Origin of the sequence: Stutzerimonas kunmingensis, assembly GCF_002929225.1 — a bacterium.
In the GTDB taxonomy this organism is placed as follows: domain Bacteria; phylum Pseudomonadota; class Gammaproteobacteria; order Pseudomonadales; family Pseudomonadaceae; genus Stutzerimonas.
This window is the reverse complement of record NZ_PISM01000014.1, coordinates 798,491-812,400: the sequence shown is the minus strand read 5'-3', so window position 1 is coordinate 812,400 and position 13,910 is coordinate 798,491. Positions and strand designations below refer to the sequence as shown.

At 63.5% G+C, this 13,910-nt stretch carries 10 protein-coding genes and 1 tRNA gene; 8 read left to right on the top strand and 3 right to left on the bottom strand.

The genetic code is table 11. From position 1 onward, the window contains the following. Nucleotides 1–96: 96 nt before the first annotated feature. On the bottom strand, nucleotides 97–786 hold the full coding sequence (locus CW305_RS10355; RefSeq protein WP_023447136.1) for a crotonase/enoyl-CoA hydratase family protein: 690 nt from the start codon (nucleotides 784–786) through the stop codon (nucleotides 97–99). A gap of 130 nt (nucleotides 787–916) precedes the next feature. After that, nucleotides 917–2,203 carry an HD-GYP domain-containing protein gene (locus CW305_RS10350; protein ID WP_003301873.1) on the bottom strand — a complete coding sequence of 429 codons (1,287 nt, stop codon included), beginning with the start codon at nucleotides 2,201–2,203 and terminating at the stop codon, nucleotides 917–919. Nucleotides 2,204–2,409: 206 nt separating this feature from the next. Here CW305_RS10350 and CW305_RS10345 point away from each other — a divergent pair. Next, nucleotides 2,410–2,499, top strand: a tRNA-Ser gene (locus CW305_RS10345). A 153-nt stretch (nucleotides 2,500–2,652) separates the two neighbouring features. After that, nucleotides 2,653–3,093, top strand: a complete 441-nt coding sequence (locus CW305_RS10340) for a DUF1810 domain-containing protein (protein WP_104097833.1) — start codon at nucleotides 2,653–2,655, stop codon at nucleotides 3,091–3,093. A 12-nt stretch (nucleotides 3,094–3,105) separates the two neighbouring features. Here CW305_RS10340 and CW305_RS10335 read toward each other — a convergent pair whose 3' ends face one another. Beyond that, nucleotides 3,106–3,615 (bottom strand): hypothetical protein, encoded by a 510-nt coding sequence (locus CW305_RS10335; RefSeq protein ID WP_104097832.1) that lies wholly within the window; start codon nucleotides 3,613–3,615, stop codon nucleotides 3,106–3,108. A gap of 348 nt (nucleotides 3,616–3,963) precedes the next feature. Between CW305_RS10335 and CW305_RS10330 the strand changes: the two genes are divergently transcribed. The 6 genes from CW305_RS10330 (at nucleotide 3,964) to CW305_RS10305 (ending at nucleotide 13,901) form a co-directional block, all read left to right on the top strand. Further along, the gene (locus CW305_RS10330; protein WP_014820040.1) at nucleotides 3,964–4,320 is read left to right on the top strand and encodes a rhodanese-like domain-containing protein; all 357 of its coding nucleotides are present in this window, start codon (nucleotides 3,964–3,966) and stop codon (nucleotides 4,318–4,320) included. Between the two features lie 132 nt (nucleotides 4,321–4,452). Further along, nucleotides 4,453–5,592 (top strand): mechanosensitive ion channel family protein, encoded by a 1,140-nt coding sequence (locus tag CW305_RS10325; protein WP_104097831.1) that lies wholly within the window; start codon nucleotides 4,453–4,455, stop codon nucleotides 5,590–5,592. 113 nt (nucleotides 5,593–5,705) lie between these two features. Next, a complete protein-coding gene (locus tag CW305_RS10320) occupies nucleotides 5,706–8,150 on the top strand; it encodes an acyl-CoA dehydrogenase (protein WP_104097830.1) in 2,445 nt (814 codons plus the stop codon). Between the two features lie 88 nt (nucleotides 8,151–8,238). Next, nucleotides 8,239–9,255, top strand: a complete 1,017-nt coding sequence (locus CW305_RS10315) for a ligase-associated DNA damage response exonuclease (RefSeq protein WP_044314965.1) — start codon at nucleotides 8,239–8,241, stop codon at nucleotides 9,253–9,255. Between the two features lie 78 nt (nucleotides 9,256–9,333). Next, on the top strand, nucleotides 9,334–11,043 hold the full coding sequence (locus CW305_RS10310; RefSeq protein WP_104097829.1) for an ATP-dependent DNA ligase: 1,710 nt from the start codon (nucleotides 9,334–9,336) through the stop codon (nucleotides 11,041–11,043). A gap of 203 nt (nucleotides 11,044–11,246) precedes the next feature. Further along, the gene (locus tag CW305_RS10305) at nucleotides 11,247–13,901 is read left to right on the top strand and encodes a ligase-associated DNA damage response DEXH box helicase (RefSeq protein WP_245890984.1); all 2,655 of its coding nucleotides are present in this window, start codon (nucleotides 11,247–11,249) and stop codon (nucleotides 13,899–13,901) included. Nucleotides 13,902–13,910 lie beyond the last annotated feature (9 nt).

The following is a 13,910-nucleotide window of genomic DNA, read 5'->3' as shown; positions in this document are numbered from 1 at the left end:
CCCCGCCATCGGCGGGGCGTCACTCGCGCAGTGTAAACGCAGGGCCGGCCCTCGTGCGCACTCGAGAAGAAATTCTCTTGCGCTCCGCGCGCTCTTTCAGCCGAAGTGCTGCTGGTCCAATGCGATCGCCTGATCCAGGGTTTCCAGCAGCGCCTTGCGCACTTTGAGCTTGGTGTTCTTGTGCGCCACCATGTTGATCTTCTTCAGCTGCTCGGCCGCGGCTTTGGCGACTGCCAGCAGCTCACCGATCGGCACCACCTTGTCGAGAAAACCGGCATCCACCGCGCCAATCGGATCGAACATCTCGCCGTTGATCACCGAGCGATGGAAGGCTGACTTGCGCAAACGGTCACGCGCTAACTCGATGCCTGCATGGTGCATGGTCATGCCGATCTGCACCTCATTGAGGCCTATATGGAATGGCCCTTCGACACCAATGCGGTAATCGGCGGACAACAGTAGGAAGGCGCCTTTGGCGATCGCATGCCCTGGGCACGCCACGATGATCGGGAACGGGTGTGCCAGCATCCGGCGGGAGAAGGTCGAACCGGTAGCGACCAGCGTCATGGCGTTCTGCGGGCTCGACGTCATGACCTTTAGATCGTAGCCGCCGGACAGGATGCCTGGCTGCCCGGTGAGAATCACGACGGCACGGTCCTGCTCGGCGCGATCCAGCGCGGCGTTGAGCGCCTCGAACACGGCAGGCGAAAGGGCGTTGACCTTGCCATTGCACAGCGTCAGCGTGGCAACGCCGTCTTCGAATTGGTAGGAGACCAGCTCACTCATGACGAGATTCCTTGTTTTTAAAGTGGGCAGACGTTACCCAGCGCTCAGGCTCAGGTAAAGCGCGATGACCGACCGGCCGGTCACGCCAGAGGCGTCAAAGCCGCACCGAAACGTATCTGTACAGAAGGGATCAGCTCGATTCGAAGTCGGCCAGTGTCTCGGGGTGCAGGATGGCCTGTAGCTCGGGGTCGGCGAGATGAAGCCCGAAAGAGCCATCCGGCAGACCGACGGATATCCGGTAAGGCGCACCCTCCTCGTCCACGGTGATCTGCGCCAGATCCAGATAACGCGGCGTGCAGCGCTGCTTGGCGGCATCGCGCAACACCACAACACGGGGGCGGAGTTGGTATTGCCGATGTTTTTCCACTACCACGGCGACCTCGCCGGTGTGCAACTCGACGAGCGTACCCACCGGGAAGGCTCCCAGCCAGCGGATGAATTCGCTCACCAGGTCCTCGTCGAACTGCCTGCCGCTGGCGCTGCGCAGGATCTCGAAGGCCGATTGCACCGGTCGCGCGCAATCGTAGGCCCGGTGGCTGGTAATGGCGTCGAAAGCGTCGACAATGGTGATGATGCGCGTCATGTAGGAAATCTGCGCCGGCCCCGAACCCAGCGGATATCCAGTGCCATCGAGTCGCTCGTGATGGCCATACGCGGCGTGCAGTGCAGCTTCCGGAATACCGGGTTGCGCTCGCAGCGCTTCCAGGCCGAAGACCGGATGCCGCTTGATCACCTCGAACTCCTGCGCGGTGAGCTTTCCGGGCTTGTTGAGAATCTCAGGATCAATGCGCATCTTGCCGACGTCATGCAGCAACCCCGCCATGCCCAGCAGCTGGAGTTTGTCGTCCTGCAGGCCGAGATGATTGCCAAAGCCCATCGCCATGATCGACACCGACAAGCAGTGCAGGCTGGTGTAGAGATCCTTGTTCTTCAGCCGGACCAGCCAGAGCATGGCGCTTTCATTGCGCAGCATGCTGGCCAGGTTGCGCTTGACGGCGCCATGGCATGCGCGGGTGTCGATCACTCGTCCATGCTGTACGTCGGCCAGCACCTGTTCGATCAGGCGGGAGCCATCCAGATAGGCTGCGCGGGCCTCTTCCACCTCGGTCGAAAGCGCGTGCTGCGGTCGCTCTATCGGCTTGCGAACACGCGGCCCGACGACCGGAACCGGCGTATCGTGCTGCAAGCGAACTCTGCGCGTATCGTCGACATAGACATACTCGCAACAGTTGCGTAGCGCGCGTATCTCGGCGGGCTTCAGCAGCGGAAAACCCTGGAACGCAAAGTTCGTTTCATTCCACGGCCGATCCAGCTCGCAGACGTACATACCCAATTCCAGACGGGCGACAGCAACCCGACGCCGGGTCGGCACCAGCAAGGTATCGATATGCTTGCCTGACTTGCTTGTCAGTTTCATGGAACAGGTGAGCTCCGCTCGGCTTCTTATTCAAAATAACCCAGGCATCGACCAAGGCTGCAATCAGGAGTCTAGCGGAACGTGCAGCCTGTCACCTGAGCGAGACGAATTTGTTAAGCGCATGAATAAGCTAAAAAAGTTTTTGCCAAAGGCACAGGGTTCGATTACATTAGCGCGCCTCGACGGACATGAACCTCCGTCGATCCGGTGAGGTGTCCGAGCGGTTGAAGGAGCACGCCTGGAAAGTGTGTATACGAGAAATCGTATCAAGGGTTCGAATCCCTTCCTCACCGCCATATTCGATTCAAGCAAAACCCCTGACTTCCCGAAGCCAGGGGTTTTTGCATTCTAGAGCCCCGATCCGAGAGCACCGTACGTCCGTCAGCGATTGTCGTGCCGTCTGGCCTGTTGCAGATTGCTCGCAGTCCTTTCATGCCGCAATCATTTCCATGGCCGATCCCTACAACCTGCAGCGCTTCGTCGACGCTCAACAACTCCAGTATCCGCAGGCGCTGGCAGAACTGCGCAGCGGGCGCAAACGTACGCACTGGATGTGGTTCATCTTTCCGCAGCTGCAGGGGCTTGGCCGCAGCGCCATGGCACAGCGCTACGCGATTTTGGGCCGAGCCGAGGTTGAAGCCTATCTGCAGCATCCGCTGCTGGGGCCACGCCTGCTGGCCTGCACCGAGGCGATGGTAGGGCATCACCGCAACAGCGCACAGCAGATTCTGGGAAGCCCAGACGACCTGAAGTTTCACTCCTGCATGACCCTCTTCGCCCATGTAGCGCCAGACTCCGCCCAGTTCGAGCAGACGCTGCAAGCCTTCTTTGACGGTCAGCCCGATCCTGCCACCCTGAGACTTCTGAGCAGCGGCGACACCACCAGCTGAACGCCGGCCTACTCAACGGCCGGCGGCGCCACCCGTTGCGCCGCCGCTGGCCGCACCGCCGCTGCTGGCTCCGCCTGCACCGTTACCGCTACCTGTTCCGATTCCACCCGGCGGTGTGACGCCGCCCTGATTGGCGTTTCCATTGGCACCACCCGGAGCGGTCTGCGGCTGGGTGATGCCCGGAGCAGGATTCGCGCCCACGCCACCTTTCGGCTGGCGGACATTGTTCTGCGGACTCGGCAAACCGGTCCCGGTCGGCGGGTTCGTGGCACCCGGAACGTTGGGTCGGGGGTTGTACGCATCACTCTGCACGCTCCCTCGGTTGATACCAGGCGTCTGCTCCCGAGTGGTGCCCGGCTCACGGATACGGTTGATATCGCGACCGATCTGCTGGCGATTTTCTTCCAAATCGGCCCCCATCTGGTCACGCTCCTGCTGCAGTGTCATGCCCTCCTGCTGCGCCAATGCAGCGCTGGAAATGGCGGTGAGTAACAGTACTAGCGGTAACTTCGGCTTGTTCATTGTCTGTCCTCCGATGCGGTGTAAAACGGAAGACAACCAAAAGAAGCGACCAGCTCCATCTCTAGAGCGTTCGCTGGTGCGGAAATTGCTTTCTCTTGAGTCTGGGCGAATGTCCAGCACGTCTCGTTTACCGGCGTCGGATTCTGGAAACCGCGGTCACGTACCGTCTCCGCCCTTCGGCAAGGCGATAATCGCTACACACAAGAATAAAAGGCCATGTCATGCTCAAGCAGAAGAAATTTCGGCAGGCGACACTGATCGTCATTGCCACGGCAGTGATTCTCATCCTGCCCAACCTGACCCGTATATTCAGCTGAGCGCGCCACCGGCGCGCTGCGAGGAGTTCCCATGCGCGCCCCGATTCTTTCCCTACTGCTGGCTCTGAGCCTGCACGCATCGGCTGGCGAGATCGATCAGCCCACCGCCCTGCAGATGCTGCAGCGAGCCGACACCGTACTGATCGATGTAAGGACTGCTGACGAGTTCGCCGAAGGAGCGCTACCCGGCGCGGTTCGCATCGAGACTCCGGATATCGCCGAGCGGATCGGAATGCTGGCCCCGGAAAAGGACACCCCGGTCGTGCTCTACTGCCGCAGCGGCCGACGCGCCTCCGAAGCGCAGGACGTGCTCGAGAAGCTCGGCTACACACAGGTCATTAACGCCGGCGGCTACGACGAGCTCGCCACTTCCTTACCGAGCGACTGATAGCACCAACGCAACCACCGAGCCCGCTAGCACCACCCATCCGACCGCCGACATAGGGAACTTATGAGCAGCGAGGACCACTGAAAAACGTGGCCTTCGCTGCATCATGCGCACCCTTATCGGAGGATATGAATGAACTGGGACGCCCTGCTCAACGAGACACTCTGGATCAACCTGGCTATCGTGCTGGGGATCACCATCGTCAGCTACCTGGTCCTGCGCACCATCCTCGGGATCGTCACCAGGCGCCTCAACAAACTCGCAACCGGGTCCAAGACCAAGTTCCTCGGCATCACCGCCGAACTGCTTTCACGCACCAGCAATCTGCTGATCCTGGCGTTCTCACTGCTGATCGCACTGAAGACGGTTGAACTGTCGCCTCGCTGGGAATCGACAATGTCCCACGGCTGGTTCATCGCCCTCGCGTTCCAGTTCGCGCTGTGGATGGACACCGGTGTGCGCCTGTGGATGGAGAGCCTGACCCGCGACGGCAAGGCTCGCAATCCGGTCACCACCACCATCATCGGCATCATGATCCGTATCGTGGTCTGGACCATGATGCTGCTATCGATCCTCGCCAACCTGGGTGTCGACATCACCGCCATGGTCGCCAGCCTCGGCGTTGGCGGTATCGCCATCGCCCTGGCAGTACAGACGCTGCTCAGCGACATCTTCGCCTCGCTGTCCATCGGCGTGGACAAGCCGTTCGAGATCGGCGACTTCGTGGTATTCGGCGAGGTGGCCGGCAACATCGAGCACATCGGCCTGAAAACCACGCGCATTCGCGCCCTCAGCGGCGAACAGGTGGTCGTATCCAACGCCGACCTGTTGCGGCAGATCGTGCACAACTACAAGCGCATGAACACGCGGCGGATCGTCTTCAAGTTCGGCATCACCTACGACACGCCAACCGAAAAGGTAAAAGAGGTGGCGGCACTGGTGAAGCGCATCATCGAAGGCATCGAAGTGGCGAAGTTCGACCGCGCGCATTTCCTCGGCTTCGACGACAGCCAGCTGACCTTCGAGGTCGTCTACATCATGCAGGTCTCGGACTACAACAAGTACATGGACACCCAGCAGGAGATCAACCTCGCCCTGCTGCAGGGCATTCGCGACATGGACGTGCAGTTCGCCTTCCCCACCCGCAGCATCGAATTCATCGGTGGGCGATTGCCGGAAATCAATGTTGCCGGCGTGCCGCAGGAAAAGCCAGCAGCCAACCAGAACGCCGACGATGTCGACACGCAAATGCTCGGCGCCCGGCCGAGCTGAACCATCCCCCGTCGCCGCCCGTTGGCCGGCGGCGACACCTCGTCCCTTCGCTGCAGCGGCGCAAGCGCCTATGCTGAAGACGGAAGCTGTTCGAACCTGAAAGGATAAGACTCATGACGCTGCTCTGGTTGCTGGTTCTACTCCTCGGCATTGCCGTAATCGCCCACCTGCGCCTGTCGCCGGTGCCGGCACTGGTGATCGTCGCCACCTACCTGGTCTTCATGACCGCTGCCGACACCTCCGGGGTGGTGGTATTCCTGCTCTGGCTCGCCTTGATCACCATTGCGGTGCCATTGCTGGTCGCAGACGTGCGCCGCAAGTACTTCAGCGGGCCGATGTTCGACTGGTTCAAGAAGGTGCTACCGCCGATTTCCGCCACCGAGCGCGACGCCATCGACGCCGGCACCGTCTGGTGGGACGGCGAGCTGTTCAGCGGCCGGCCGGACTGGGACACCCTGCTCGGCTATCCGAAGGCGCGCCTCACGGATGAAGAACAGGCCTTCCTCGACGGCCCTACCGAAACCCTCTGCGCCCTGGTCAGCGAATGGGATATCGCCCAGCGCATGGACCTGCCGCCCGCCGCCTGGGACTACATCAAGGCTGAAGGCTTCTTCGCCCTGATCATCCCCAAGGAATATGGCGGCAAGAGCTTCTCCGCCTACGCCCACTCGCAGATCGTGATGAAACTCGCCACCCGCAGCGGTGACCTGGCCAGCACCGTGATGGTGCCCAACTCTCTCGGTCCGGCCGAGCTGCTGATGCACTACGGCACCGATGAGCAGCGCAACCACTACCTGTCGCGCCTGGCCAATGGCACTGACATTCCCTGCTTTGCCCTCACCGGCCCATACGCCGGCTCCGACGCCGGCGCCATGAACGACAGCGGCGTGATCTGCCGCGGCCAATGGCAGGGCGAAGAGGTGCTCGGTCTGCGGCTGAACTGGGAGAAGCGCTACATCACCCTCGGCCCGGTGGCGACCCTGCTCGGCGTGGCCTTCAAGACCTACGATCCGGATCACTTGCTGGGCGATGAGGAAGAACTCGGCATCAGCCTGGCGCTGATCCCCACCGACACTCCCGGCGTGGACATCGGCCGTCGCCACCTGCCACTGGGTGCGGCCTTCATGAACGGGCCGAACTGGGGCAAGGATGTCTTCGTGCCGCTGGATGCGATCATCGGCGGCCGCGACATGATCGGCAAAGGCTGGATGATGCTGATGAACTGCCTGTCGGTCGGCCGCTCGATCTCCCTGCCGGCGACCGGCACCAGCGCCGCCAAGGTCTGCAGCTACGTGAGCGGTCGCTATGCGCAGGTCCGCGAGCAGTTCAACGTGCCGCTCGCCGCCTTCGAAGGCATTCAGGAGCCACTGGCACGCATCGGCGGCAACGCCTGGCTGATGGACGCGGCGCGAATCCTCACCGCCAATGCCGTCGATCTGGGCGAGAAGCCCTCGGTGCTATCGGCTATTCTCAAGTACCACCTCACCGAGCGCGGCCGCGCCTGCATCACCGACGCCATGGATATCCACGGCGGCAAGGGCATCATCCTCGGCCCGAACAATTACCTCGGACGCCTGTGGCTGTCGGCGCCGATCTCCATCACCGTGGAAGGTGCCAACATCCTCTCGCGCAACCTGATGATCTTCGGCCAGGGCGCAATCCGCTGCCATCCGTTCGTGCTGCGCGAAATGGAGCTGGTCCACGAGCCGGATCGCGAAGCCGCAGTCGTGAAGTTCGACGACTTGCTGATGCAGCACATCGGCTTCGCCGTCAGCAACACCGCCAGCACCCTGCTACTGGGGCTGAGCTTCGGTCTGATGGGGCGAGTGCCAGGGACGAGCGTCACGCAACCCTACTTCCGCGCGCTCAATCGCATCGCCGCGGCATTCGCGATGCTTGCCGATCTGTCGATGATGCTGCTCGGCGGCGAGCTCAAGCGTCGCGAGCGGCTGTCGGCGCGCCTGGGCGACGTGCTCAGCCATCTCTATCTCGCCTCCGCAGCACTCAAGCAGTTCCATGACCTCGGCCATCCGACTGAACAGGAGCCGCTGCTGCGCTGGGCGCTGGAGGACTGCCTGGAGAAGGCCGAATCCGCCCTGCAGGACGTGCTGGCCAACTTCCCCAACCGCATTCTCGGGCACCTACTGCATGCTCTGGTGTTCCCCTTCGGTGCGCGCCACAAGGGGCCGTCCGACGTCCTGGACGCCGAGGTCGCCGCCCTCCTCGGCCGCCCGGAAGGCGATCCGGCTTTGGAGCGCATCCTCGATGGCATGTACCGCCCGCAGGATCCCGAGCAGCCGCTCGGCGCGCTGAAGCACGCTTTCGAAATCCTCGCCACCAGCCAGGACGCAGCGAAGAAGCTGGCCAAGGCGCTCAAGTCCGGCGCGGTCATGCCGGCCGCTGGCGAAAGTTCGATCGATGCCGCGCTGGCTGCCGGCGTCATAGATGCCGTGGAGGCCGAGCAGCTGCAGATGGCAGAACTCGCACGGCGCAAAGTCATCGACGTGGACGACTTCGCCAAGGAGGATCTGGAGTTGCAGGAAGGACGAATCCGCTGACTCCCGATCAGCCCAGGTAGCCCGGCGAGCGAACTCCAAACGCCTCGCCGGGCTCCAACCCTGCAAGCCCATCGAACTGCCAGTCGTCATGGATCTTGTCGTTGCTCGTCCCGAAGGCCTCTACTGCCCACCCGGTGATTTCTACATCGATCCCTGGCGTCCGGTCGATCGCGCCGTCATCACCCACGCCCACGGCGACCACGCGCGCTGGGGCATGGGCCATTACCTGGCTTCAAGCGACAGCGAAGGCATTCTGCGTTCACGCATCGCCGCCGATATGCCGCTGCAAACGCTGGCCTACGGTGAGTCCGTCGAACATCACGGCGTAAAGCTCAGCTTCCACCCGGCCGGCCATGTGCTCGGCTCGGCTCAGGTGCGACTGGAATACAAGGGCGAGGTCTGGGTGGCCTCAGGCGACTACAAGGTCGAGCCGGACGGCACCTGCGCCCCGTTCGAGCCGGTGCGCTGCCACACCTTCATTACCGAATCGACCTTCGGTTTGCCGATCTACAAATGGCCGTCCCAGGCCGAGGTATTCCGCGACATCAATGACTGGTGGCGCGCCAACGCCGCGGCCGGGCGAGCCTCGGTGCTGTTCTGCTATGCCTTCGGCAAGGCGCAGCGCATCCTTCACGGATTGGATGAGAACATCGGCACCATCGTCGTCCATGGCGCTGTGGAGCCACTGAACAAGGTCTATCGCGAAGGCGGTGTCTATCTTCCACCGACCATTTATGCCGGCGACCTGAAAAAGGGCGACCCTCGGCTGAAGCAGGCCATCATCCTCGCGCCGCCGTCAGCTGGCGGGAGCACATGGATGCGTCGTTTCGGTGACTATGCCGATGCCTTCGCCAGCGGCTGGATGATGTTGCGCGGCACCCGTCGTCGACGCGGGGTCGACCGCGGCTTCGTGCTCTCCGATCACGCCGACTGGCCAGGGCTGCTCTGGGCCATCGAACAGACCGGTGCCGAGCGGGTAATGGTGACTCACGGTTCCGTTCCGATCCTGGTCCGTTATCTGCGTGAGATGCGCGGGCTCGATGCGCAGGCATTCGAGACCGAGTATGGCGAGGAAGACGATGCGAACACCCAGGAGGCCGAATGACTCGGCGGATCACCACCCCGCCTTGTAGGAGCGAGCTTGCGCGCAACCGGCCGCACCACACCGGTACGGAGGCGCCGCATGAAAGCGTTCGCCACGCTCTATAGCCGCCTCGACGCGACCACCTCGAGCAACGCCAAGCTCGCGGCAATGCGCGACTATTTCCGCGAGGCCGATCCCGCTGACGCCGCCTGGGCGGTCTACTTCCTTTCCGGCGGTCGACCTCGCCAACTTGTGCCGACCAGGGTATTGCGCGAAACCGCCATGCAGGCATCTGGCTTGCCGGAATGGCTGTTCGAGGAAAGCTATCAGGCCGTCGGTGATATGGCCGAAACCATCTCGCTGCTGATGCCCGAGGCCGAGCACAGCTCCGACGATGGCCTCGCCGTATGGATGCAGGACAAGCTGCTACCCCTGCGCGGGATGCCACCAGAGGAGCTGACCGAGCGCTTGCCGGCACTGTGGGCGCAGCTGGACCGGCTCAGCCTGATGGTCTGCATCAAACTGATCACCGGCGCCTTTCGTGTGGGCGTGTCGAAATTGCTGGTCACTCGTGCGCTGGCCTCGCTGGTCGATCTCGATCCGAAACGGGTCGCGCAGCGGCTGGTTGGCTATACCGACCTGTCGCACCGTCCCAGCGCCGAAGGCTACCTCGCGCTGATTGCCGACGAGTCCGAACACGAACATGCGCAGCGCGGCGGCCAGCCCTACCCCTTCTTTCTTGCCCATCCGCTACAGGCGCCGGTCGAGGAGTTCGACACCCTGCTCGGCGCGCCAGAGAACTGGTTCGTCGAATGGAAGTGGGACGGCATCCGTGCGCAGCTGGTCAAACGCGACGGGCAGATCTGGGTCTGGTCGCGTGGTGAGGAGCTGGTCAGCGAGCGCTTCCCGGAACTCTGCGAGCTGGCCAGCGAACTGCCGGACGGTACTGTGATCGACGGCGAGATTCTGGTCTGGAAACACGCCTCCGGAGAGCCTACGACCAATCTTTTCGAACATTCCGATAGCGATGATTCAGAAACAACCGAACGCTTCGGCGTGCAATCCTTCTCTCTGCTGCAGCAGCGTATCGGCCGCAAGAATCTCACGGCGAAAGTGCTGGCTGACGCCCCGGTCGCGGTGCTCGCCTACGACCTGCTGGAATGGCAAGGCGACGACTGGCGCCAGCGCGCCCACCGCGATCGGCGGCAACAGCTCGAAACTGTGGTCGGCCGGTGCGCCAATCCCAGGCTCATGCTTTCGCCGCTGGTGAGCGGGAATGACTGGCACGATCTCGCCCGCCAGCGCGAAGCGTCCCGTGCTCGCGGCGTCGAAGGGATGATGATCAAGGCCCGCGCGGCGCAGTACGGTGTCGGCCGGACAAAGGACGTGGGTGTCTGGTGGAAATGGAAGATCGACCCGTATTCGATCGACGCCGTGCTGATCTACGCCCAGCGCGGGCACGGGCGCCGCGCCAGCCTCTACACCGACTACACCTTTGCCGTCTGGGACGGCGAGCCCTGCGACCCGGAGCGCAAGCTGGTGCCCTTCGCCAAAGCGTATTCCGGGCTGACCGACGAGGAAATGCGCAAGGTCGACGCCATCGTACGCAAGACAACCGTGGAAAAGTTCGGCCCCGTGCGCAGCGTGACGCCGACGCTGGTGTTCGAGCTGGGTTTCGAAGGCATCGCGGCCAGCAGCCGGCACAAAAGCGGCATCGCCGTGCGCTTCCCGCGCATGCTGCGCTGGCGCCTCGACAAGCCTGTGGATGAGGCCGATACGCTAGCCACCCTGCGGGAATTGCTGGGATGAAACCAAGTCACCCGGCACCCGCTCAGCCCTCACCCCAACCCTCTCCCAGAGGGAGAGGGAGCAAGAGCAGAGCAGTGCCAGGCGAGAACGCTGAGCAACCGCGCGATCGCCCCCCTGGGGCGGGCGTGAGGGAAGCGTTAGGCGACCCGGACGTGAGCCAGCCCGCACCCCGGCCCTCCCCCAGAGAGAGCAAGACCGGAGCCATGCCAGACGAAGATGCCGAGCAGCCACACGATCACTCCCCTCTCCCTCCGGGAGAGGGGCTGGGGGTGAGGGACGGGGCCGAGAGCCTCGCTGCGAGCTGGTTTTCCAGCCGTGCCTGGCAACCCTTCCCGTTCCAGCAGGAGGTGTGGCAAGCGATAGGCCATGGCGAATCGGGGCTGCTGCACGCCACCACCGGCTCCGGCAAGACCTACGCTGTCTGGCTCGGAGCCCTGAATCGCTTTGCGACCAAGGCACCCTCTTCCACCGCGACGGACAAGCCAGCGCCTTTGACGGTGCTCTGGATCACCCCGATGCGCGCATTGGCGGCCGATACCGCGCGGGCTCTGCAAGCACCGCTGGATGATCTCGGCATCAACTGGAGCATCGGCCTGCGCACCGGTGATACCAGCAGTTCCGAGCGTGCGCGCCAGGGCCGAAGGCTACCCAGCGCGCTGGTCACCACACCGGAAAGCCTGACCCTGCTGCTGACCCGCGCCGATGCACGCCAGGCCTTCGCCGGTTTGCGCATGCTGGTGGTGGACGAATGGCACGAGCTCTTGGGCAACAAGCGCGGCGTGCAACTGCAACTGGCCCTGGCGCGCCTGCGTCAGTGGATGCCGGAGCTGATCGTCTGGGGCCTTTCCGCCACCCTCGGCAACCAGCCCCACGCGCTGGACGTGCTGCTGCACCCCGGCAGCGGCAGGCTGGTGCAGGGCAAGATGGACAAGGACCTGCGCGTCGACACCCTGCTGCCGCCGAGCATCGAGCGCTTCCCCTGGGCCGGTCATCTCGGCCTGCGCATGCTGCCGCAGGTGGTCGAAGAGATCGATTCCGCCGCGACTACCCTGGTGTTCACCAATACCCGTTCGCAGTCGGAAATCTGGTATCAGGCGCTGCTGGATGCGCGGCCGGACTGGGCCGGATTGATCGCCCTGCACCACGGCTCGCTGGCACGCGAGGTGCGCGACTGGGTCGAACTGGGCCTCAAGCAGGGCGCGCTCAAGGCCGTGGTCTGCACCTCCAGCCTGGATCTGGGCGTGGATTTCCTGCCGGTCGAACGTGTTTTGCAGATCGGCTCGCCCAAGGGCGTGGCGCGGCTGATGCAGCGGGCCGGTCGCTCTGGGCATGCGCCGGGTCGGACTTCCCGCGTCACGCTGGTGCCTACACACAGCGTCGAAGTAGTGGAAGCCGCGGCCGCCCAGGTCGCCATCGCCGAACGCCGCATCGAAGCCCGCAGCGCGCCCCACCGACCACTGGACGTACTGGTGCAGCACCTGGTGAGCATGGCGCTGGGCGGTGGGTTTCGTCCGGAAGAATTGTTCGATGAGGTTAGGCAGGCCTGGTCGTACCGCGATCTCACTGACGATCACTGGCAATGGGCGCTGGCCTTCGTACGGCACGGCGGACATTCCCTGACCGCCTACCCGGATTACCAGCGTGTCGAGCCGGACGACACCGGGCTGTGGAAAGTACCGAGCCGCCGTGTGGCGCTGCGCCATCGCATGAGCATCGGCACCATCGTCAGCGATGCCAGCCTGACGGTGAAGTTCTGGGCCAAGGGCGGCAGCGGCCGCTCGCTGGGCACTATCGAGGAAGGCTTCATTGCGCGCCTGCGCCCGGGCGACAACTTCCTCTTCGGCGGCCGTTTGCTGGAGCTGGTGCGGGTCGAGAACATGACTGCCTACGTCAGCCGCGCCACGGGTAAGAAGGCCGCCGTGCCCCGCTGGAACGGCGGCCGTATGCCGCTATCGAGCGAACTGGCCGATGCGGTTGTGGAACAACTCGGCGCCGCCTCGCGTGGCCGTTTCGAAAGCGACGAGATGCGCCTGGTCGAGCCCTTGCTCCGTGTACAGATGGACTGGTCCGCGCTGCCCACGGAAACCACGCTGCTGGCCGAGGTGATGAAGTCCCGCGAGGGCTGGCACCTGTTCCTCTACCCTTTCGCCGGCCGCCACGTACATCTGGGCCTCGCAAGCCTGCTGGCCTGGCGCATGGGCCAGCAGCAGCCGCTAACCTTTTCGATTGCGGTCAACGACTACGGTTTCGAACTGCTTTCTGCGACCGAGGTGGACTGGCTGAAATGGCTGACGCCCGAACTGTTCAGCCAGAACAATCTGCTGCAGGACGTGCTCGCCAGTCTCAATGCAGGCGAACTGGCACGCCGGCGCTTCCGGGAGATCGCGCGCATCGCGGGGCTGGTTTTCTCTGGCTACCCCGGCGCGCAGAAGAGCGCGCGCCAGCTGCAGGCATCCAGCGGCCTGTTCTTCGACGTGTTCCGCCAATACGACCCGGCCAACCTTTTACTGACCCAGGCCGAGGAAGAAGTGCTGCGGCAGGAGCTGGAGGTCGAGCGGCTGGAGCAGACCATGAGCCGGCTGCAAGGGCGCCAACTGGACATCCATCAGGTCAAACGCACCACGCCGTTGGCGTTTCCGTTGATGGTCGAACGCTTTCGCGAAAGCATGAGTTCGGAAAAACTCGCCGACCGCATCCGCCGCATGGTCGCCGAGCTGGACAAGGCGGCTGGTCCCGGCGGCTATCAGCCGGAAGCGAATGCCAGCATCATGGTCGAACGTGAAACCGCGCCCAAGCGCAAACCGCGGCAGACCAAGGACGGCACGCCACGCCTCAGGAAGCCGAAACGCGCCCCATGACGCTAGCCT

Coding starts and splice junctions, on each gene's coding strand:
- CW305_RS10340 (WP_104097833.1), top strand. CDS start 2,653: ATGGCCGATCCCTACAACCTGCAGCGCTTCGTCGACGCTCAACAACTC.
- CW305_RS10320 (WP_104097830.1), top strand. CDS start 5,706: ATGACGCTGCTCTGGTTGCTGGTTCTACTCCTCGGCATTGCCGTAATC.
- CW305_RS10315 (WP_044314965.1), top strand. CDS start 8,239: ATGGATCTTGTCGTTGCTCGTCCCGAAGGCCTCTACTGCCCACCCGGT.
- CW305_RS10350 (WP_003301873.1), bottom strand. CDS start 2,203: ATGAAACTGACAAGCAAGTCAGGCAAGCATATCGATACCTTGCTGGTG.
- CW305_RS10325 (WP_104097831.1), top strand. CDS start 4,453: ATGAACTGGGACGCCCTGCTCAACGAGACACTCTGGATCAACCTGGCT.
- CW305_RS10330 (WP_014820040.1), top strand. CDS start 3,964: ATGCGCGCCCCGATTCTTTCCCTACTGCTGGCTCTGAGCCTGCACGCA.
- CW305_RS10335 (WP_104097832.1), bottom strand. CDS start 3,615: ATGAACAAGCCGAAGTTACCGCTAGTACTGTTACTCACCGCCATTTCC.
- CW305_RS10310 (WP_104097829.1), top strand. CDS start 9,334: ATGAAAGCGTTCGCCACGCTCTATAGCCGCCTCGACGCGACCACCTCG.
- CW305_RS10305 (WP_245890984.1), top strand. CDS start 11,247: ATGCCAGACGAAGATGCCGAGCAGCCACACGATCACTCCCCTCTCCCT.
- CW305_RS10355 (WP_023447136.1), bottom strand. CDS start 786: ATGAGTGAGCTGGTCTCCTACCAATTCGAAGACGGCGTTGCCACGCTG.